Here is a 22,191-nt window from a genome sequence, read left to right as displayed (position 1 = left end):
GTGTAGCATCAGGTAGAGGTCTGAGCAAGGTTTTGCCTCGATCATCCGACAAACTCCTGGCTTCTCATCAATAGGGATTCTGGCGCGGCAGGCGCTGGGACAATTCATCCAGCAGTTTCTGTTCACGCTTGTCTTCCAGTTGCCGCGCCTCATCAATATAGCGCTGCACCAGTTTACGCAACCCTTCGACCCGGGCAAACGCCTCTTGCCAGCTCTGGCGGGCCTTCTCCAGGTTGTTCTGGTGCCAGACCAGGCTCTGGCGCTGCTGGTCGATAGCGGTACCCAACTGCGCGAGGAATCCCTGGTAACCCAACAACCACTGGCCGGAAACCCCATGGGCGCCCCGGGCGATCCACTGCTCCTGGTATTCGAGTCGAAAGTTTTCGAGGTCTGCCAGCTTGCTTTCGGCGACTTTGACCTGGCCCTGGAAATACGCCAGGCGCTGGACGGCGGTCTTCTCGGCCTTTTCCGCCATATCCACCACCGGTGCCAGGCGTGCCGCACGACTCGTGGCCATGGCCGGTTACGTGCCTGAGACCGGGGCGAAAATAGTCTGCAAGTGCGCTTCGCTGGCGCCCATGCCGATGTTGTCGTTCAGGCTCTGGCGCAGGTAAACGGCCATGGACGGGTAAAGACTGATGGCGGTGTCGGTCTCGCGATCACCGCCGGGGACATAAGCGCCGACGCTGATCAGGTCGCGGCTTTGCTGGTAGCGCGACCAGTACTGCTTGAACTGCTGGGCCCGCTTCATGTGTTCGGCACTGATCACCGACGGCATGACCCGGCTGATGGACGCCTCGATGTCGATGGCTGGGTAATGCCCTTCTTCGGCCAGGCGCCTGGACAGCACGATGTGCCCGTCAAGTACGCCCCGGGCCGAGTCGGCAATGGGGTCCTGCTGGTCGTCGCCTTCGGACAGCACGGTATAGAACGCGGTGATGGAACCGCCGCCCTTTTCCGCATTGCCTGCGCGCTCCACCAGCTTCGGCAGCTTGGCGAATACCGAAGGCGGATAGCCCTTGGTGGCCGGCGGCTCGCCGATGGCCAGGGCGATTTCCCGCTGGGCCTGGGCGAAACGGGTCAGCGAATCCATCAGCAACAGGACATTCTTGCCCTTGTCGCGGAAGTACTCGGCAATGCGCGTGCAGTACATGGCTGCCCGCAGGCGCATCAATGGCGCATCGTCCGCAGGCGAAGCCACCACCACCGAACGCTTGAGCCCCTCCTCGCCGAGAATGTGCTCGATGAATTCCTTCACCTCACGACCCCGCTCGCCGATCAGCCCCACCACGATGATGTCGGCCTCGGTGAAGCGGGTCATCATGCCCAGCAGCACACTCTTGCCCACCCCGGTACCGGCAAACAGGCCCAGGCGCTGGCCGCGTCCGACCGTCAATAAACCGTTGATGCAGCGAATGCCCACGTCCAGCGGTACGCTGATGGGGTCGCGCTTGAGGGGGTTGATCGTCGGGCCGTCCATCGGCACCCAGTCTTCAGCCTTCATGCCGCCCTTGCCGTCCAGGGCTCGTCCGGCCCCGTCCAGCACGCGCCCGAGCATGCTCATGCCCATGGGCAGGCGACCGTTGTCGGCCAGGGGCACCACGCGCGCACCCGGGGCGATGCCAGCGACGCTGCCCACTGGCATCAAGAAGACCTTGCTGCCGGAGAAACCCATGACTTCGGCTTCGACTTGCACCGGGTGATAGCTGTCGTCGTTGATCACCATGCAACGGCTGCCCATGGCGGCACGAAGACCTTCGGCTTCGAGGGTCAGGCCGACCATGCGCAGCAGGCGGCCTTCCAGGATCGGTTGGCCGGCCAGCTCGCTGGCCTCGGCGTAGCTGCCCAGGCGCTTGCCGAAACTGGTTCGCTCAAGGCGCATCGCGGCTGTCCAATGCAGAAGCATCCAATTCAGGTACATCCAAGCCAGCATCGGCCGGCGCGGCATCAGCGCTGATCAGGGGTTCGTCCGGCAACTCCAGGCTCAGGTCGGGAGCGGCCGGATGCAGGGCCTGTTCGTGCAACTGGTCGAACAATTTGGCCATGATCTGGCTGATGCGGGTTTCAACGGTGGCGTCGATGCGGCTGTGTTCGGTTTCCACACGGCAACCGCCGGGCAGCAGCGAAGCATCCTCGACGATGCGCCAGGTTTCTTCATGGCGCTCGCGCAGGGCCTTGACCAGCTCGAAATCCTGGGGATTGATGTACAGCCGCACGTTGCCCACGCCCAATGGCAACAACTTGAGCGCTTCGCGCATGACATGTTCGATCTGGGTCGAATCGATGGCCAGTTCGCGCTGGATCACTTGCCGGGCGATGTGCTGCACCAGCCCCACCAGAGATTTCTCGATCTGGGTGTCCTGCTCGGCAATAGGGTCGAACAGGTTGAGCATCAGCGATTCCAAGGCACGGAGCTTGGCCGTCAACGCCACATCGGCTTCCTGGCGGACCTTGAGCGTGGTGCTGTGGAAGCCTTCCTTTTCACCCACGGCAAAGCCTTCGTTGTAGGCTTCCTGGCGAATGCCCTCGACTTCCTCGAGGGTCAGTGGCTGGACTTCTTCCAGCGGCACTTCCTCCGGCTCCGGCAGTTCTTCCACCGGTTCCGGCTCAGGCTCGGGAACATGGGGGTCGAAGCTGGGCAGCGACCAGACGTCGAAACCACCGACGTCACGGGCGCGGATCAGGTCGCTGGGTGCTTCATCACTCTTGGCAGACATAACGACCTTAGATCATCTCTTCGCCGCCCTTGCCACCGAGAACAATCTCTCCGGCTTCGGCCATGCGGCGGGCGATGGTGAGGATTTCCTTCTGTGCGGTTTCCACATCGCTGACGCGTACCGGGCCCTTGGCCTCGAGATCGTCGCGCAACAGTTCGGCCGCCCGTTTGGACATGTTCTTGAAGATCTTTTCCTTGACGCCTTCGTCCGACCCCTTGAGGGCCAGTACCAGCACGTCGGACGACACTTCGCGCAACAGCGCCTGGATGCCACGATCGTCGACATCGGACAGGTTGTTGAACACGAACATGAGGTCTTCGATCTGACCGGACAGGTCTTCGTCGAACTCGCGGATCGAGTCCATCAACTGACCTTCGATCGAACTGTCGAGGAAGTTCATGATGTCCGCCGCACGCTTGATGCCGCCCAGGGTGGTGCGCGCGGCATTGGAGTTGCCCGAGAACTGCTTCTCGAGAATCTGGTTCAATTCTTTCAGGGCCGCCGGCTGCACGGTGTTGAGCGAAGACACCCGCAGGATGATATCCAGGCGCACCTTGTGGTCGAAGTTGCCCAGCACTTCACCGGCCTGGTCCGGGTCGAGGTAAGCCACCACGATCGCCTGGATCTGCGGGTGCTCGTAACGGATCACGTCGGCAACCGCCCGCGGCTCCATCCACTTGAGGCTGTCCAGGCCGCTGGTGTTGCCGCCCAGCAGGATCCGGTCGATCAGGCCGTTGGCCTTGTCCTCGCCCAGTGCCTGGGTGAGCATCTTGCGCACGTAGTCGTCGGAACCGACGCCCAGGCTGGTCTGATCGCCGACGATGTCGACGAACTCACTCATCACCTGCTCGACCTGCTCACGGTGTACGTTGCCCATTTGTGCCATGGCTACGCCCACACGCTGGACCTCCTTGGGCCCCATGTGACGCAGCACCTGGGCAGCGTCGGTCGAACCCAGGGACAGCAGCAGGATCGCGGCTTTGTCGACCCGGGACAATTTGGCAACAGCGGCTCGATTATCACTCATCTGCGTTAATCCACTCTTTCACGACCTGGGCCACACGACCCGGATCTTCTGCCACCAGACTCTTGATGGCGTTCAACTGAGCGTCATAGCCTTCGCTCGGGCTTGGCAGCAGAATGCTCTGCGGCCCGCCGAGGCTGACGCGATCGTTGGCCAATTCGCCATCCAGGCCGCCCATGCCTCCCAGCTCGACATCACCAAAACCTGCCAACTGCTTGTTCTTGCCGCCACCGGTGATGTTGTTGAGCACCGGGCGCAGCACGCCAAACACCAGCACCAGGATAAACAGCACACCCAGTACTTGCTTGACCACATCCCAGAACCAGGGTTGCGAATAAAACGGAATATCGGCGACCACTTCACCGCGCTCCAGGGAGAACGGCACGTTGATCACGCTGACGCTGTCGCCGCGGCTGGCGTCGAAACCGACGGCGTCCTGCACCAGGCGAGTAAAGCGCGCCAATTCGTCGGCGCTCCATGGCGCACGACTGGTTTCGCCGTTGGCCGCGTTGACCTTGACCTGGTCGTCCACCACCACGGCGACCGACAGGCGAGTCAAACGGCCCTGCTGCTGCTTGGTGTGGCTGATGGAGCGGTCAAGCTCGAAGTTCTTGGTCGACTGCTGACGCTTGTCGGCCGGATACGGCGCCAGCATCGGCTGGCCGGTGGCCGGGTCCATGATCTGCTGGCCATTGGCATCGATCAGTGGCTGGCCTGGCTGCACCATGCCGGCGGCGGCCGTGGCGCCACCGGTGGTCTGCGGCGCGCTGGCCGGCGATGGCGGCTGGTTGCTCAGGGCACCCGGCACGCCTTGCGGACCATTGCTGGCGGTACGCTGTTCATTCACCGACTGTTCGCTGCGCAACGCCGGTTGGTCCGGGTTGAACTGCTCGGAAGTGGACTCGACGGCACTGAAGTCGACATCGGCCGACACTTCGGCTTTGTAGCGATCATTACCCAGGATCGGTTGCAGGATGTTGTGCACCCGCTGGGTCAGCATGCCTTCCATGCGACGGCTGTAATCGAATTGCTTGCCGGCCATGGTCAGTTCGGAGTTTTCCGCCTGATCGGACAGCAGATTGCCTTTCTGGTCGACCACAGTGATCTGCGATTTGCTCAGCTCAGGCACACTGGTCGCCACCAGGTTGATGATGGCAAGCACTTGGCCTGGCTCCAGGGAGCGGCCCGAATACAGCTCGACCAATATCGAAGCGCTGGGCTTGCGCTCATCGCGCACGAACACCGAGCTTTTCGGGATGGCCAGGTGCACACGGGCGCCCTTGACGTTGTTCAGGCTGGAAATGGTCCGTGCCAGCTCACCTTCCAGGCCGCGACGATAACGGGTCGCTTCCATGAATTGGCTGGTGCCCAGGCCCTGGTCCTTGTCGAGGATCTCGAAGCCGATGTTGCCATCGGTAGGCGTCACGCCAGCCGCTGCGAGCTTGAGGCGCGCACGGGCAACGTCATCAGCCTTGACCAGCAACGCGCCGGAATTGGGTTCGACGGTGTAAGGAATGTCGGCGGAAGCCAGGGTTTCCATGACTTGCTTGGCGTCCATGCCCGCCAAGCTGCCATACAGCGGCCGGTAGTCCGGCTGCTGGGACCACAGCACCACGGCAAAACCAATCGCCACGCTGGCAGCCAGGCCGACCAACAGGCCCACCTGACGCAGCATGGTCATCTCGGAGAGATTTTCCAGGAAGGACAGACCGAACAGCGGCGGTTTGCCGTCTACCGGAGTGGCCTTGGCCGGAACGTTATCAACGGCTGCTTCTGCCATGACTCAATAATTTCCTTAAACCGGCATCTGCATGATGTCTTGATAGGCTTGAACCAGTTTGTTACGAACCTGGGTCAACGCCTGAAACGAGACACTGGCTTTCTGCGAGGAGATCATTACGTCCGTCAGGTCGACGCCACTTTTGCCAATCTCGAAAGCACTGGCCAACTGGTTCGATGCCTGCTGGGTATCGTTCACTTTATTGACGGCCTGACCGAGCATGTCGGAAAAGCTGCTGCCACCCACCTGGGGGACCGCGACCGATTTAGGCTGGGCCATTGCGTCCATTTGCATGGCCCGCATGTCCAACATCAACCGATTAAATTCAATACCTTGGCTCATGGTCTACTCTCTCTGGCGGCCCGCATTTTTTTGACACTTACTCAGCGGGTATTCAGGTATTAGCAACAAGGGTGCCAGCTCCATGGCGATGGAAAACAAATACGCGCACGAACCCATGTGGGAGCGAGCTTGCTCGCGATGACCCAGGCACATCCGGCATCAATGCGACTGATGTACCGCTATCGCGAGCAAGCTCGCTCCCACAGGGATTTTTGGTGCTTATTCAACTGGCGAACAGGTAAGCCTCCACGTCCATGCCGGCGTCGCGCATTTGCGCCAGCTTGTAGCGCAGGGTGCGCGGGCTGATCCCCAGGCGTTCGGCCGCTTCCTTGCGCCGACCGCGTTCGGCGCGCAGGGTGTCGATGATCATCTGGAACTCGCGACGCCGCAGATCGTCTTCCAAGGCGCCGACCGAATCGCTCTCGACATCCGGCGCTGCTGCCGGTGCCGGCGTCAAGGCAGGCAATGGCGCACAGGCCACCGGACCCGCCAGGCAGAAATCCTCCGGCTGGATCAAGCCGCCCTGCTGCAGGATCAAGGCCCGCTGGATGGCGTTATCGAGCTCCCGAACGTTGCCCGGCCACGGGTAGGCAATCAGACAAGCCTGAGCCTGCGCTGAAAACCGCGCAGCCGCATGCTTCATTTTATTGACGTGTTTGTTCAGCAAACGCTCGGCCAGCGGCAGGATATCGGCGGTGCGCTCGCGCAACGGACGCCAAGCCAACGGGAATACCGACAGGCGGTAATAGAGGTCCTCACGAAACCGCCCCGCCGCCACTTCGCCGGCCAGGTCGCGGTTGGTGGTCGCCACCACGCGAATGTCCAGGCTGATGGGCTTGCGCGCACCGACCCGCTCCACTTCCCGCTCCTGCAATACCCGCAGCAACTTGGCCTGCAAGCCCATCGGCATTTCGGAAATTTCATCGAGCAGGATCGTGCCGCCGTCGGCTTGTTCGAATTTACCGGCCTGGGCCGCGATGGCCCCCGTGAACGAACCCTTTTCGTGCCCGAACAGTGTCGCCTCGAGCATGTTGTCGGGAATCGCCGCGCAATTGATGGCAATGAACGGTTCGCTCGCGCGCCGGGACTGTTGATGGATATAGCGCGCCAGCACTTCCTTGCCCGTTCCGGACTCGCCGGAAATCAACACGGTTGAATCGCTGCGCGCCACCCGCGCGGCCAATTCCAGCAGTTGCGCACTGGCCGGCTCGATGGCCACCGGGCCTTCGCCCTCGACCGCGAGACTGCCCAAGGCATGACGTGCGACCAGGTCCAGCAGGGCTTTTGGCTCGAACGGCTTGACCAGATAATCCGCAGCGCCCTGGCGCATGGCATCCACCGCGCGCTCGACGGCGCCGTGAGCGGTCATCAGCAAGACCGGCAGTTGCGGCTGACGGGCACGTAACAGGCCGAGCAATTGATGGCCGTCCATGCCCGGCATATTGACGTCACTGACCACCAGGCTGAATGCTTCGCGCCCCACCGCCAGCAGCGCTTCTTCCGCCGAACCGACGGCGACGTAGTCGTGCCCGGCCAGCACCAGCGTGTCGGCCAGCGCTTCGCGCAGGGCCCGGTCATCCTCAACCAGCAACACCTTGATCGCCATTGCTTTCACTCCACCCCTGGCGCGTTGGAAAACAGCGGCAAGCACACCGTCGCACAGGTGCCACGGCCCAGCCGCGAGCGCAGTCGCAATTCTCCCTGATGGGCACGCGCCACAGCCTTGACCACGGTCAGGCCCAAGCCGGTGCCAGTGGTCTTGGTGGTGAAGAATGGCTCGCCCAAGCGCGCCAGCACGACCGGCTCGATACCACTGCCGTTGTCGCTGACACACAGGCGCAAGGTGTTGTGGCGTGTATATAAGTGCACTTTCAGCCGGACGTCGCCGCCACTGGCCTGGATCGCGTTTTCGATGAGGTTCAACACCGCGCCCACCAACGTGTCGCGGTTACACAACACTTCGCCGACGTGGCTGTCGCACTGCCAGCGGATCGGCAGCTCCTGCACATGGGTCAACGCCGCTGCCTGCAGCGATTGCAGCAGGGCCTTGGGGGTGACACGGTCGGTCAACGGCAACTCGCCGCGCGCGAATACCAGCATGTCGCGCACCTGATGCTCCAGCTCGTGCAGGCGCTCTTTCAAGCGTCCGGCGAACCGTTGCTGGGTTTCCATCGGCAATTGCTGTTCAGTCAAATGACTGGCATAGAGCAGCGCGGCAGAAAGCGGCGTGCGAATCTGATGGGCCAGCGACGCTACCATCCGCCCCAGGGAAGACAGGCGCTCATGGCGGGCCAACTGGTCTTGCAGGTGCCGGGTTTCAGTCAAGTCATTGAGCAGCACCAACTGCCCCGGCTCGGCATCCAGCGAGCGCGTTGAGATGGACAGGCGCCGACCGTCCTTGAGGGACACTTCATGACCGTCGTCTTCACGGGGCGCAAAGCAGCGGGCAATGACATGCCGCCACAGCTCGCCTTCCAACGGCAGGCCGAGCAACTCGCAAGCCGCGGGGTTGGCTTCGCGCACACGGCCGTGGGCGTCGATGACGATAACGCCACCGGGCAACAGGTCGAGGAGATTTTGCAGACGATTAGCCAGGCGTTCCTTTTCCGCCAGCTCCTGCATGCGCTGGGCGCTGACCACGGCCAGCTCACCCTTGAGCTCGGTGACCCGAGCTTCGAGCAGGCTGTAGGAATCAGTCAGTTGGCTGGACATCTGGTTGAACAGCGAAAATGCCTGCTCAAGTCCAAGCCGGCTCGCCTGCTCGGCGGACGGCATGTGTCCCGGTTCGGGGACAGGCGACATCTGGGCGGCTTGGGTCATCGTGCTCTCTCGCTTGGCTGACCGTCAGTTAAACGGAACGTTGCGAGGGCTATAGCAATACCCGTGCCGAAAAAAAACCGCCTGAAAATCAGGCGGTTGGAAAACAGGCGTCAATCATCCGCCTGCTCATCTCCTTCGCGACGGCTCATGCCGTACTTGCGCATCTTCTCTACCAGGGTGGTACGACGGATGCGCAAGCGTTCTGCGGCGCGGGCCACGATACCGTTGGCATCGTCCAGCGCCTGCTGGATCAGTCCTTGTTCCAGGCCTCCCAGGTAATCCTTGAGATCCAGGCCTTCCGGTGGCAACAAAGCATTGGCGGTGAAGTCCGGCGTGTGGCCGTTGATTGCCACCCGCTCCTCCAGATCGCTGCGCAGGCTGTCGACCATTTGCTCGTCTTCGTCGTCGACGTAGCGGAATTTCTTCGGCAATTCATTCACGCCGATCACCCCGTACGGGTGCATGATCGCCATGCGCTCCACCAGGTTGGCCAGCTCACGGACGTTGCCCGGCCAGCCATGGCGGCACAGGGACATGATCGCCGCCGAGTTGAAGCGGATCGAACCGCGTTTTTCGTGCTCCATGCGCGAGATCAGTTCGTTCATCAGCAACGGGATGTCTTCGACCCGCTCACGCAGCGGCGCCATTTCGATCGGGAAAACGTTGAGACGGTAATAGAGGTCTTCGCGGAAACTGCCAACCTCGATCATGCTCTCGAGGTTCTTGTGCGTTGCAGCAATGATTCGCACATCGACGCTCTGGGTCTTGTTGCTGCCCACGCGCTCGAAGGTGCGCTCCTGCAGGACCCGCAGCAGCTTGACCTGCATCGGCAGTGGCATGTCGCCGATTTCGTCGAGAAACAGCGTGCCGCCATTGGCCAGTTCGAAACGCCCGGCGCGGCTGGTGATCGCGCCGGTAAAGGCGCCCTTCTCATGGCCAAACAGCTCGCTCTCCAGCAACTCGGCCGGGATCGCGCCACAGTTGACTGGCACAAACGGCGCTTCGCGGCGCTTGGAGTGGTAATGCAGATTGCGCGCAACCACTTCCTTGCCGGTGCCCGACTCGCCCAGGATCAGCACGCTGGCGTCAGTATCGGCGACCTGCTGCATCATCTGGCGCACGTGCTGGATCGCCCGGCTGGTGCCGACGAGGCTGCGGAAAAGGTTGGGTTCGCGATGCCTGCCGCGCTCACGAGCCTGGTCGTACATCTCGCGATAAACCTGCGCGCGATGCAGCGAATCAAGCAGCTTGCTGTAGCTGGGCGGCATTTCGAGCGTGGAAAGTACTCGGCGACGCTGGTCTTCAGGCAAGTCAAGGGAAGAATTTTCGCCCATTAACAAAACCGGAAGGAACTCATCCCAGGTTGAGAGTGTCTTTAGCAAGCCCAATAGCGTTGCGGGGGCATTCACGGTCCCGATAAGGACGCAAATGACCTCGCGACTGGACGACAAGGAGCCGACGGCCTGCTGCCAGTCATGGCTTCCGCAAGGTAAATTTTCTTCGCCAAGAAAATTTAAGATCACCGCCAAGTCGCGGCGGCGGACGCTATCGTCATCGATCAAGAGAATTTTGGTTTCACGCCACATGCAATAGCAACTTCCCTAGTCAACCCAATGCCCGAAATTAGGGGGCAAGCTAGACGCTTGCAGACTTGTCATGCCTGTAGACGCCTTAAATCTGTAAACAGTTACTAGTTAAGTCAAAAAACCGTGCACAGTCAAATTTATGGCGCAACAAGCTCGGATTAACTGAGTATTAACCGAACAGATGGTAAACCTTTGCCGCGTTCTGTGCTTGATGGATCTGTTGCATCTCGTCGACGATCGCCTGACGCTCTCCCGTCGCCGCCTCCAGCAATTGCCGATACACCCCCAGCAACTCCTCAAGATTATTGCGCAACGCCGCCTCGTCCACCTCAGACTCGCTCAGGACATCTTCCATGCAGGAACGACAAGCCAGGTCCAACTGACCGATGGCCTCCCAGTTTCGCTCGGCCAGGGCATCAACCAAGGCATCACGGGTGTGTTCGATTCGCTGCAGGACAAGACTCATGAGAGCACTCCTTAGAATTGCGGACCAGGTGTGGCAATGGCATCCCAGCCTTCCTTGACCGTGCGAAGCAGACCGGCGACTTCGTCGAGGATCTTCGGATCGGCCTTGACGTTGGCTTCAGCCAGGCGTTTCATCATGTAAGCGTAAAGAGTATCCAGCTCAGCGACCGACTCGGCCTGGTTTTCCAGGTCCAGGCCTTCACGCAAACCACCGACGATGCCGATGGCCTTGCTGATCAGGATGCCTCTGTTTGCAATATCCTTGCGCTCCAACGCGCCCTTGGCCTGGGCGATGCGGTCCAGCCCGCCTTCCATGAGCATCTGCACAAGACGATGGGGACTTGCTTCGGAGGTTTGCGCTTGGGCGCCAATCTTCTGGTATTGGCGAAGGGCCAACATCGGATTCATGTTCTACCTCATCAAAAATCTTCGGTTCGTATAAACAGCGTATCGACGCTGCGTCAAAAAACTTTAGGTCGAAAAGCCGAAAGCCCGGAACGTTGTCAAAACGTTGCCGGGCTTTTTTTCGTCAGTCGAAATCAGCTGTTTTTCTGTTGTGCCGCCATCGCCTCGAACATCGAGGTGATATTGCTCGCAGTGGCCTTCAGCTTGCCGACCAGGGTATCCATATCGTTGTACTTTTTAGTCAGCACAGCGGTCAGGGTCTCGACCCGACGATCCAGAGCCTCCTGATCGTTCTTCAGGCGGGTCTGGGTCTTGGTCAGCGCCGTGGTCCGCTGATCGAGGACGCCACCGGTCTGGGTGAAGGGTTCGATCGCCTTGCCCATGCGCTCCAGCAGGCCGTTGGTACCCGTGAACAACGTCTGGACTTCACCGCTGAGCTTTTTATCGTTCATCGCTTCGGTGAACTTGACGCTATTGAAGTTCAGCGCACCCGTCTTCTGATCGGTGGTAATACCCAACTGGGCCAGCGACGTCAGCTTGTCGCCAGCGCCGGTTTCAGACAAGGGCGTTCGAATCGCCGCCAGCAGCGAGCGAGGCAACGCGTCACCGGTCAATTTTGCCGGCACCGTCAGCTTCCCATCATCGTCGAGCGACGGCTTGGTCAGTGCGGTGATGCTATTGGCGATCGCGTTATAGGCATCGACGAATTTCTGGATCGAGGCTTTCAGGCCATCGTTGTTCGGCGCCACGGTGACGGTTGAACTGGCGCTCGGTCCGCCACTGAGCAAGTTCAAGGTCAACCCGGAAATCGCCGTGCTGACCGTATTGCTCTTGCTGGTCAGCAGCATGCCATCGACGGTGAAGCTGGCATCCTGGGCCAGGGCACCGATGGCGCCCGCCGAAGTGGCCGTCAGCGCAGCACCGCCAGCACCCACGACGTTCGTCCCATCGATCTCCAGCCCCGCGATGCCGCTTACCGAGATGTCGGAACCGGCGCCGGTCGTGCTTGAACCCAGCACCAGGCGCGAACCGAAAGAGTCGGTGATGATGTTGGCACTGAAACCCGCAGCCTTGAGTGAAGTGTCGGCATTGATCGAGTCGCGAACCGATTGCAGGGTCGCACCGGCCCCCACATTGAGGTTGTAGTTGACGCCGTTCTGCGCGATGGTCAGCGTGCCGCTCGGGATGGCACTGCTAGTACCGCCAGCAAAGGCCGCCGAGGTGACCTTGGAAGCCGTCGCGATATTGTTGACCTTGATCGCATAGGTCCCGCCCACCGCCGAGTTGCTGGCGGTGGCCGTGAGCACTGTCGGGGCAGAGGATGTCGCAGCAAAACCCGAGAATTGCGGAGTCGTTGTGCTGGACAAGTCCTTCATCGCGGTATTGAAAGCCGCCAACAACGACTTCAGGGTGCCCACCCCGGAGATACTGTTGGAAGTCGTCGTCGTCGCTCGGGTGATCTGACCTTGCTTGGCGGCCTTGTCGGAATCGACCAGCGCCTTGACGATCGCAGTGGTATCAAGGCCAGAGCCTAAACCCAAGCCAGGTAGAATTGGACTTGCCATGTGGGACTCCCTTCAGTGTGTCGCCGGCCTTTTGACCCTTACAACGCCCAAAAGGACATAGCAACAAAATTCGTGCCAGTTGTCAGGCTTCGGCGCTGAACAACAAGCTGTTTGCATCATTCAAACTGTTGGCCAGCTTCAGAACTTCTTCGTTCGGGATCTGGCGAATCACTTCACCGGAACCACTGGCAATCACTTTGACCACTACTTTGCCTGAAGGCTCATCAATAGAGAACTCCAGGTTGCGCTTGACCGACTGAACGAACTTCTCGATTTCCTGAACGGCCTTCTTGAGTTTGTCCTGCTCGGCGGCAGCGTCTTTAGGCGCTTCCTTGACCGGTGTCACGGTAGCAACCTCGGCTTGAGGCTTCTCCACTGGCTTGCCGACCACTGTCGGTGCCGGCTTCGCCGCTGGATAAGACAAGTTCAGCTTCACGCTCATATCCATGTCCATCACCTCTTGAACGGAAAAAGCGAGAGAGCACGCAAGCGCACTCCCCCGCTAAAACTCATCCGGCTATTACTGAAGCAGCTTCAGTACAGCGGATGGCAGTTGGTTGGCCTGGGCCAGAACCGAAGTAGACGCTTGCTGCAGAGTCTGCTGCTTGGTCAGTTGTGCAGTTTCAGCAGCGAAGTCGGTATCTTGTACGCGACCCAGTGCAGCACTGGCGTTTTCGTTGATGTTCTGCAGGTTGGAGATGGTGCTGGCGAAACGGTTTTGTGCAGCACCGAGGTCAGCACGAGCACTGTTGATGGTGTCGATCGCGCTGGTGATTGCGTCCATGGCGGCCGAGAAGTTGGTTTCAGCAACAGCGCTGTCGGAACCAACGATGGTGATTGCCGAGTCAACACCCAGGCTTGCAGCGTCGAAGCTGGCGCTCAAGGTCAGGGAGATCTGGTTGTCAGTACCGGTGTTCGAACCGACCTGGAAGGTCATGGTGCTAGCAGTACCGTCGAGCAGGTTCTTGCCGTTCAGGTTGGTGCTGTTGGCGATACGGGTCAGTTCGTCGCTCATCTGCGAGAACTCTTTGTTCAGAGCGACACGGTCGGTTGCGCTGTTGCTATCGTTACGGGACTGGATGGCCAGTTCACGCATACGTTGCAGAATGTTGGTCTGCTCCTGCATCGCGCCTTCAGCGGTCTGCGCCATGGAGATACCGTCGTTGGCGTTTTTGATCGCCATGGTCTGACCGCGGATTTGCGAGGTCATGCGGGTAGCGATCTGCAGGCCGGCGGCGTCGTCTTTGGCGCTGTTGATTTTCAGGCCGGAAGACAGGCGAGTCATCGAAGTGGAGAGAGCGTCGGAAGCACGGTTGAGGTTCTTCTGAACGTTCAGCGAAGTGGTGTTGGTGTTTACTGTTAAAGCCATGACGAATTCCTCGTTGGTTGGGTACTGCGGCTTCCGGCCCTTGGCAACCGCCGGGGTGTGGCCTAGAGAACCTTCGTAATAGTTATCGTCGGATTAGGAACTTGCTTGAGGGCTTTTTTCAAAATATTTGCTAGCAGACTGCCACCCCTTGAAAAACAAGGCTTTAGCCGCGCGATAAAGCCCGAAAAATGGCGCCAAGAAACCGCAGGACAAAATCGCGGGCCAAAAAAAAGCGCCCCAGGCCAACCTGAAGCGCTATTGGAAAAACGTGATTCGATCAATCGCGATAAAGAATCGCCGAGCCCCACGACAGGCCCACACCGAAACCGCTGATCGCCACGCGCTTCCAGTCAGCATCCAGGACGTGCTTTTCCAGCAGCAGCGGAATGCTCGACGACACGGTATTGCCGGTCTCGACCATGTCCTTGATGAACTTCTCAGGCTCACCCTCGAAACGCCGCGCCACGGCATCGACAATCGCCGCGCTACCCTGGTGAATGCAGAACGCATCGATGTCACTGGCTTGCAGTGACGATTCGTCCAGCAGTTCGTGCAAATGAGCGGGCACTTTCAACAGGGCGAAGTTGAAGACCTGGCGGCCGTTCATGAAAAACACCCCGTCACTGACCTTCAGGTGCGGCGCGCCGGAACCATCGGTGCCGAACTTGGCCTTGCCCAACTGCCAGCTGGCGCCCTCGGCCATCCACGTGGCGGTGGCGGCATCGCCAAACAACATGGTGGTGTTGCGGTCTTCAGGGTCGACGATTTTCGAATACGGGTCGGCGGTCACCAGCAGCCCGTTTTTCAGCCCTGCGGCCTCCATGAAGCCTTTCAGGGCGTAGATGCCGTACACGTAGCCCGAGCAGCCCAGCGATATGTCGAACGCCGCCACATGGGTCGGCAGCCCGAGTTTGTCCTGCACGATGGCGGCCGTGTGCGGCAGCCCTTCTTCATCACCGTTCTGGGTGACAACAATCAATGCGTCGATGGATTCGCGCGAAAGCTGCGGGTTGTTGGCGAACAATGCATTCACTGCTTCGACACACAGGTCCGAGGTTTCCTGGTCAGCGTCTTTGCGCGGCAGGAACGCCGAACCAATCTTGCCAAGGATGAATTCTTCATCCTTCTCGAATTTGGCACCCTGAGCGTAGTTATCCACACCAGCGGTCGGCACATAACTCGCTATGCTTTTTATGCCAATCATCATGGCTTCCCGATCATGTACTGCGACTAGGTTCACCCCCAAAAGCTCAGGGGCGCTTCAAAAATGGTTGATTTCCAAGGGCGGACGCCTTATCCGGCAAACGAACGGGCCTCCACTCCGGGGAATACAATACAGTGAAGATGCACTTTATGACCTATGCGTCACGCCGTTTTGTCCTGGAGGGGCATTTTTTCATGACAAACGAAGCCGCGTCATTTCCCGCGACGGCATCGGACACTGGACAGGAGTCTTGAGAATGGCGGGGTAATTGGGCAAGAACGCCGGCAGGTTTTAGCTGCCGGCGTCGATGAAATGCCTCGCAAGGCGGGGGGTTATACCAGCAAGTCGGTCCAGGGTACGTTGCGCACCGGTCCCAGGGTAAAACCAGCACCTTGCAACGCCAGGTTGCCGTTGTAGAAGCGATCCTGGGCGAACGCCTCGGACCACTTCTCACGCAGCGCCGCACGCGCCTCTGGCGTACTCGCCAGCACGCCGGACTGGATCACCTGCACATGGGGCGTCCATACCGTCAGGTACCCGGCCTGGCCGACTCTGAGGCACAGATCCACGTCACCCAAGGCATCGTCGAACAGCCCGCTGTCTATGCCGTCAGCAGCGTTGAACAACTGCTTGGAAATCATCAAGCAGGCAAAAGACACCGCTGAACAGTTCTGCTCCACGACCAACCTGTTCATGTAGCCTCTGGCGGTCTTCGGCTCGCCGATGAAGGCCGAGCCTACTTCGTCATTCAGGCCCAGAATCAGGCCGGCCTGGGTGATACGCCCATCGCGCTCGACCAGCTTGGCGCCGACCACACCCACCTCCGGACGCAAGGCTTGATTGAGCAGCGATTCGATCCAGTTGACGTTGAGCACTTCGCTGTCGGCCACCAGCGTCACCAGATAGTCGCCCTTGGCCTCCTGGCTGGCAGCGTTGATCCAGGAGCCCGTCGCAACGCCCGGCCCGATATCCAACAACCGAACGCGACTGGCCTGGTGCCCCTGGCCATCGAGCCAGGTGCGCAGCACGGAATGGTTTGCCGCCCCGGTGGGAACCAATACTTCGTAGCGCTGATATCGGGTGCGCTGCAGTACGCTGAGCAGGCAACGTTGTAGCGCCGTCAGATCGCCAATGCCATGGACGATGATCGACACCAAGGGGCGCTCGGCAAAGCGATAGTCGATTTTGTGCGTACCCGGCACGACCGCACTCACGTCAGCTTGATAACCACGAACCGCCAGGTGACGCAGCAAGGTCTTGCGCTCATCGGCATTATCTTCCACCGCAGGCGCCTGGCAAATCAGCAGAGGCTCATCCAGGTGGGCAAGTCCCCCCAGGCCGTCCTGCTCGACCAAGCGCAATAGCAGGTCGAACTCCATCGCGTTCTTGAACTCGCGCGAATAACCGCCGAGCTTTACCAACGTCTCGCGGCGTACCAGCCAATGGCGGGCCATCAAGGCCGGGGTGCTTTGCAGCAAGTCAAGGTTGAACCCTGGCCGGAAGACATCGGCCAGCGTCCCGTCGGGCTGGCGCTGGAACTCGTCCATTGCCACGGCCTGGCATTGTGGCGCGGCCAGCAATTCCACGCCCGCGCGAAACAGCCCCGCCGGCGTCAATTCATCGCCGGCCTCGGCCATGACCATCCAATCGCAATCGCTCTGGCTGACAACCTGATTGATTTTGTCGACGTAATTGCTTTCGTTGACTTTGACGAAATGCAGGACGCTCTGTGGTGTGGTCTCGGCCGGCAGGTCGCCGGTGGTGAACACAACAATCTTGAACGCCCGGCAATAGCCATTGATCACACTGTCAAAGGTCGCCTGCATCTTGAAGATGTCGGCGTCCAGATCCAGGATCAAGATGCCAAACGTCGGCCCCCCGTTGCGAGCAGCCAGGTATTTGGACACTTTCTGCGTCTCACTGGCGCTCGGTTCACGCGCCTCGAGCCAACGCAGCAAATGACCGGAGGGCGTGGCGTCGAACAACCTCGCGGTATTTTCAAACGCCGCTGCCTTGAGCCGTTGTTCCCAGGCCTGGAGCATCTGCACGTAGCGCGTGTCACCCTTGGCCTGCATGACCTCAAGCAACTGCTTCACCAGATCCTGGTTGAAGGCATAGCTCAGGAAAGCCCTTGCCAGCTGCTCATCAAGCGGCTCGGCGCTGGTGTTGCGCTGGGGGCGAGACAGCTCTTTCTGCCTGAGCATGACCGCTTCCAGCTCCCTCAACTGCACCAGCCCGCTCGGCGCCGCATGAAGCAGGAATTCCAGCGAAGTGAGCACGTCGAAAAAAGCCTGGTTATAAAAAGGCAACTCAACGTATTGCGTCGGTTCGAAACGCCGAACCGGTTCGCCACGCCGCGAATCCCAGGTCGACTCGAGCACTTTTCCAGTTTGCGGCACCGAACGCTCGACCAGCTTTTTGAGTATGGCCCGAGCATGCTCCCGCACCGAAGCATCCGCGCCAAAGGCGTCACCGAGCATCGTGCCCATGCGTTCCTGTTCAGCGACCGCTCGCAAGTCCTCGGTACCCGACGCCGTGCCCACCGGGTTCCGTGGCTTCGCCACGCGACTGCGCTCGTGTACACCATAAGGAATGTCCAGCAAGCGAACCTTTGCATCCGTCACCAAGCCAAAGCAATGGCCGGCCTCCTGCAACCGCGAATCAAAACCGACGGGCAGCGAAGCGTAACTGCGCCGCAGGGTTTCAGTGCGCGTGAGTGCACTGACCAATGACGGGCAATCCTCGGTAAACACGGCGAGCCGGGCTTCGGCCGATGCACCGGAATAATCCTCGCAACCCTTGCGATCGAGCAGGTAATAGTCGACACGATCGGCATGGGCCTCGAACGCCAGGCTGTAGCCTTGGCAGGCGCCGTATTCAGCGTGTGCTTCGAGAAAACTCAACGATTGTTCGAGCGCTTGGGGCAGCAGGAAACTCTCGGCATCGGCAATCGCCAGGTAAGGCGTGGTGACTCGCTCGACGGCCTGGCGAACCTTGTCGCCGAAACCAATGGCCGTGGGTGCGTGCAGGTATTGCACGCTGGGGAACTCTACCGTGATATCGGCATTGATCAGGCTCGATGAGTCGATCACCAGCACCGCAAACGAACTGTCGCGGTAGTAGCGCAACGCCCGCCGCAGGGCAGTCGACTGGTCGTGAGCGAGCAGCACCAGGGTAAACCGTTCATTCAACGGCGCAGTCGATCCTGTTGGGGCATTGCTTTGCATATTCATTCCTTAACAAGTGGGTGGTCGCATCAGCGACACCGGGAGTTTCGCGGTTGAAACTCATCAATCCGGTAGCCAACCATTGGCCCAGTACTGCAAGTTATCGCCGCGCAAGATAAAGTCGCGCAGCACCACTTCACGTAATTCGTCGCCCATCCGGTAACTGGCAATCGGATCCGCCAGGTGCATGCGGATGGCCTCCAGCCATTCTTCGGTGCTGTTGGTGAGGACCCGGGTACAAGGCAGGTGCCCCCGGTAAGCCTCGGTATCCGAACAAATGACCGGGTAGCCACACGCACCGTATTCCAGCAGGCGAAGGTTGCTTTTACAGTCGTTGAAAATATGAAATTCCAGCGGCGCCAAGGCCAGGTCGAGATTCAGGCTGGCCAGCTTCGCCGGATAATCCGCCAGGCTCACGCCTGGGTGAAACTCATGGATATAGGGCTTGAGCAAATCCGGACACATGCCGAAGAAAACCCATTCGACTTCGTCGGCCAACTCCCGAACGACATCGACAATAAGCTCCAGGTCGCCACGGTGGCTGGTGCCGCCACCCCAACCGATACGCGGTTTGCTGGAGGTTGCACGCTGGCTCCTGAGCTGGTTCCACAGGCCGGCAGCCAGCATGTTCGGCACCACGCGGATATCGTGGTGCATGCTCGACAGGACGTCCGCCAGCGGATGGGTGGACACCACGACCCGATCACACAGGGCGATCCCTCGGCGCAACATGTCCTCAAGGTTGTCCGGCATGTTGCGGCGGTGTTCGTTTTTTTCCGGGACCCGGGAGATGTAGTCATCCAATTCATAGATGCGCATGGCGTTGGAGTAAGTCTTGACTTGAGTGATGTCCTTGAACTTGCTCACGTTATAGCGACCCTGAAGGATGATCACATCCGGTGACTGGCGCTCGATGTCGATGATCGAGGGAGTATCGTAGGCCACACGCCCCACGATTCGCCCAGCCGCTTCCAGTTCGAATAACGGTTGGCTGACCCGGTAATGCCCCACCGCCGAGGTATTGACCGCCATCCCGAGGATCGAAGGGACGTTGCGGGTGATCAACGGATTCCAGCCGGTGCGTGGTCCGGGCTCGAGACTGAAGCTTTTCCCGCTCAGGCTCAGGTTACGGTTGTAGGCAGGATCGTTGGCGATCCTGGGCAACCAGCGCTGATAGAACGCCTCTTGTTCGTGCTCCAGCCGCTGCTTCCACAAAGGATCACGACTGGCTTCCACGCCGGATGCCAGCACGACATCACTGTAAGGCGTGGTGACGATCAGGTAGCCGTTTTTACCGACCTGCTGGCATAACTCCAGGGAGTTGATGCGCTGCGTGGTAATCGACTCATCGAACCCACCGGCCTCCTCCAGAACCTGCTTGCGCACCAACAGGCAGTGATCGCCGACAGCGCTCCAGTTCTGCACTGTCTGCAAGCGTTGCATATAGCCGCCAGACATGACCGATTCGTTGACAAAGGCCCTGCCCGCCAACCCACCCAGCCCCATGATCATGCCGGAATCGATGACCCGACCTTGCTGGTTGAGTGTGCGAGGCCCCACGATACCGACCTCGGGACGTTGCCCTTGATTGAGCAACTCATCCAGCCAGGCAGCTTCCAGCACAATGCAATTGGGATTGAGCAACAACAGGTATTCGCCGCGGGCATGCTGTGCGGCGAAATTGCGGATCACCGCTTCGCTGCCGCTTCCCGGGTGCAAGAATATTCGCAACGTTTCACTGCCCAGCTCGGCCATGGCTCGCAGCCAATGCTGCAGCTCGGCGTTTTCACTGGCGTTATCGACAATGATGGTTTCGTAGTGCGGATACGCGGTCGTACTGATCAGGCTGTTGACGCAACGCTCCAGCGCGCTCAGGTCGTCCTTGACGCTGATGATGATCGACACCAGTGGTCGCTCGGCGAACAGGTATTCGATGCGCGGGATCAACGCCAGGAGCGGCCCTGGGTGAAGCCGGTGCGGCACGCCGATACGCTGTAGATGAGCTTCGATCAGTTGGGCGTTTTGCTCGATGACCCCTGGTAACGACAGCCATTGGGCAAACGAAAACGTCGACTCGACCTGGACTTCCGGAATATGACCAATGACCTGCGGCCCATCCGTTTCCACCAGCCGCCAGATCAAGTCATGGGGCGCCAACTCGCCCAGGCTCGGATCGAATCCACCCGAGGCCAGGAATCGGGCACGCTCGAACGCCAGTGTCCGACCGACATAGGGGTAACCGCGCATCAGGTCGAGATTGAAGTCGGGCTTGAAGATCGGCTCCACCGACTTGTCATCCACCAGCGCACCTTCATCGCTGTAGAGGCAGGCAGCAGCCGGCGAGCTGACAATCCGATCGGCCATGATCAGCAGCGCTGACTCGGTCAAGCGATCGCCGGCACGCAGCAGGTAGAACCAGTCGGCGCCGTCCAGTTGAGGCAACAGCCCGTTGAGCTGCTGTGCCCAGTCCGCTTGCAGGCCAAGGCGCAGGACGTGGTTGTCCACAGCCTGGCGACCATTGGACAACAGCAGCACCGATTCGCAGGCATAGGTTTGGGCAGCGATACTCTGCAGGGTAATGCCCAACGCATAAGGATCGTCCTGCTCGTCGATGATGACGGGAACGATCTTCGGTCGATAAGCCCAGCGGGCGATCTGCCGGGACAAGACTTGCTTGCGCGATGGACTGAAACGTCGACAGGCCAACCACTGCGGGTAGAGGTCTGCGTAACTCTCAATGTCAGTGCCGACTTGCGAGTTGATGACGCCCTGGCGATTCGCAATGACCGCGTAGGCGTTGAGTTCTTCCCATTCGGGCGCCCCTGGCTCCCTGGGCTGCCCCAGTGGCTGGTAACGCACCCAGCCACTGGCGGGCGCCGGTTCGCCACTGCGCTGGGCGAGCATTTCCTTGAGCCAGGTCATCTCCACCGTGGCCGCTTCGAGCATCTTGGCCTGACGCGCCAGGCGATCCGGATGCAAGCGCTGGCCGCTTCCCTCGGCGTACAGTTGGACCAGGTGACCCCGGCGCAACAGGCAGATGAACAAGGCAAAATCGAGGACCGCCTCGAAGCCTTCGCCAGGCCGCGCCAACGCCGGCAGAAAGGCCTCGACATCGGCGCGGCGCATCAACGCGCCACTCAAGCCGCCGAGAAGTTGACGGGCGCTCTTTTCAAAATACGCCAGCATGTCGGTACCGTTGAACAACGCATCGAACTGCGTGATGCCAGTATTTTCAAGGCGGACCGGCAAGGCATAGTTATCGACATCGATTAAATGATGCCTGTTGATCACCAGCGATACGTGCGCATGCTCCTGCAGAATGGCCGCCTGCTGACTGACGCAGAACGCCAGCAACTGGTCGTCATCGCAGAGGAACTTGATGAACTCGCCCCGGGACTCTTCCAGACAGCGCAACAGGTTCTGCTGGAACCCCAGCCGGGTCGGGTTGCGCAGGTAACGCACCTCAACCTTGGAGTTCGCGCCAAGCTCCTGGACAATCTGCTCGATGCCATCGGTGCGGCAATCGTCGCAGATGACAATCTCAAGGTTCTCGTAGGTCTGCTCGAGCGCGCTTTGCAAGGCGAGGCGGAAAAAGCGTGGGTGGTACGCGGGGATGGCAATGCTGACAAGAGGAGCTGATTTCACACGCATGGCTCTCAACCGGTGGGCGCCAAACTCGGGCGAGAG

17 protein-coding genes are annotated in these 22,191 nt (G+C 60.0%); all 17 read right to left on the bottom strand.

The window, feature by feature from the left end; all coding sequences use genetic code 11:
- Positions 1-67 precede the first annotated feature (67 nt).
- Positions 68-517, bottom strand: a complete 450-nt coding sequence (gene fliJ, locus AB4Z20_RS19125; protein ID WP_003199091.1) for a flagellar export protein FliJ — start codon at positions 515-517, stop codon at positions 68-70.
- 6 nt (positions 518-523) lie between these two features.
- Complete coding sequence (gene fliI, locus AB4Z20_RS19120; RefSeq protein WP_063322402.1) at positions 524-1,882, bottom strand: flagellar protein export ATPase FliI; 1,359 nt, start codon at positions 1,880-1,882, stop codon at positions 524-526.
- Positions 1,872-2,717, bottom strand: a complete 846-nt coding sequence (fliH, locus tag AB4Z20_RS19115) for a flagellar assembly protein FliH (protein ID WP_253472423.1) — start codon at positions 2,715-2,717, stop codon at positions 1,872-1,874. Before fliH ends, fliI begins: the two co-directional genes overlap by 11 nt.
- Positions 2,718-2,724: 7 nt before the next feature.
- Complete coding sequence (fliG, locus tag AB4Z20_RS19110; protein ID WP_018611787.1) at positions 2,725-3,744, bottom strand: flagellar motor switch protein FliG; 1,020 nt, start codon at positions 3,742-3,744, stop codon at positions 2,725-2,727.
- The gene (gene fliF / locus AB4Z20_RS19105) at positions 3,737-5,521 is read right to left on the bottom strand and encodes a flagellar basal-body MS-ring/collar protein FliF (RefSeq protein ID WP_253472420.1); all 1,785 of its coding nucleotides are present in this window, start codon (positions 5,519-5,521) and stop codon (positions 3,737-3,739) included. The genes fliG and fliF overlap by 8 nt, the downstream gene beginning before the upstream one ends.
- Before the next feature lie 15 nt (positions 5,522-5,536).
- Positions 5,537-5,863 carry a flagellar hook-basal body complex protein FliE gene (gene fliE / locus AB4Z20_RS19100; protein ID WP_003199082.1) on the bottom strand — a complete coding sequence of 109 codons (327 nt, stop codon included), beginning with the start codon at positions 5,861-5,863 and terminating at the stop codon, positions 5,537-5,539.
- 223 nt (positions 5,864-6,086) lie between these two features.
- Positions 6,087-7,469, bottom strand: a complete 1,383-nt coding sequence (gene fleR / locus AB4Z20_RS19095) for a sigma-54-dependent response regulator transcription factor FleR (protein ID WP_442090416.1) — start codon at positions 7,467-7,469, stop codon at positions 6,087-6,089.
- Positions 7,470-7,474: 5 nt separating this feature from the next.
- Positions 7,475-8,683, bottom strand: coding sequence for a sensor histidine kinase (locus tag AB4Z20_RS19090; protein ID WP_442090415.1), 1,209 nt, complete (start codon positions 8,681-8,683; stop codon positions 7,475-7,477).
- A gap of 110 nt (positions 8,684-8,793) precedes the next feature.
- Positions 8,794-10,269, bottom strand: a complete 1,476-nt coding sequence (locus tag AB4Z20_RS19085) for a sigma-54 dependent transcriptional regulator (RefSeq protein WP_003199076.1) — start codon at positions 10,267-10,269, stop codon at positions 8,794-8,796.
- A gap of 169 nt (positions 10,270-10,438) precedes the next feature.
- Positions 10,439-10,735 carry a flagellar protein FliT gene (locus AB4Z20_RS19080; protein ID WP_072408529.1) on the bottom strand — a complete coding sequence of 99 codons (297 nt, stop codon included), beginning with the start codon at positions 10,733-10,735 and terminating at the stop codon, positions 10,439-10,441.
- Between the two features lie 11 nt (positions 10,736-10,746).
- Positions 10,747-11,142 (bottom strand): flagellar export chaperone FliS, encoded by a 396-nt coding sequence (gene fliS, locus AB4Z20_RS19075; protein ID WP_214510733.1) that lies wholly within the window; start codon positions 11,140-11,142, stop codon positions 10,747-10,749.
- A gap of 131 nt (positions 11,143-11,273) precedes the next feature.
- Positions 11,274-12,704 (bottom strand): flagellar filament capping protein FliD, encoded by a 1,431-nt coding sequence (fliD, locus tag AB4Z20_RS19070; protein WP_214510732.1) that lies wholly within the window; start codon positions 12,702-12,704, stop codon positions 11,274-11,276.
- Positions 12,705-12,786: 82 nt separating this feature from the next.
- Positions 12,787-13,152: a flagellar protein FlaG gene (locus AB4Z20_RS19065; protein ID WP_258690581.1), complete on the bottom strand. Its 366-nt coding sequence runs from the start codon at positions 13,150-13,152 to the stop codon at positions 12,787-12,789.
- Between the two features lie 72 nt (positions 13,153-13,224).
- Complete coding sequence (locus AB4Z20_RS19060) at positions 13,225-14,073, bottom strand: flagellin domain-containing protein (protein WP_442090414.1); 849 nt, start codon at positions 14,071-14,073, stop codon at positions 13,225-13,227.
- Positions 14,074-14,350: 277 nt separating this feature from the next.
- Complete coding sequence (locus AB4Z20_RS19055; RefSeq protein WP_027912745.1) at positions 14,351-15,277, bottom strand: ketoacyl-ACP synthase III; 927 nt, start codon at positions 15,275-15,277, stop codon at positions 14,351-14,353.
- A gap of 332 nt (positions 15,278-15,609) precedes the next feature.
- Positions 15,610-18,504 carry a TIGR00180 family glycosyltransferase gene (locus AB4Z20_RS19050; protein WP_442090413.1) on the bottom strand — a complete coding sequence of 965 codons (2,895 nt, stop codon included), beginning with the start codon at positions 18,502-18,504 and terminating at the stop codon, positions 15,610-15,612.
- Between the two features lie 63 nt (positions 18,505-18,567).
- Entirely contained in the window at positions 18,568-22,149 is a 3,582-nt protein-coding gene (locus tag AB4Z20_RS19045; RefSeq protein ID WP_442090419.1) for a glycosyltransferase, read from the bottom strand.
- Positions 22,150-22,191 lie beyond the last annotated feature (42 nt).

It is taken from the genome of Pseudomonas sp. KB_12 (genome assembly GCF_052114545.1).
GTDB lineage: Bacteria > Pseudomonadota > Gammaproteobacteria > Pseudomonadales > Pseudomonadaceae > Aquipseudomonas > Aquipseudomonas brassicacearum.
Note: the sequence above shows the minus strand (reverse complement) of the source record. Positions and strands in the feature narration are given on the sequence as shown.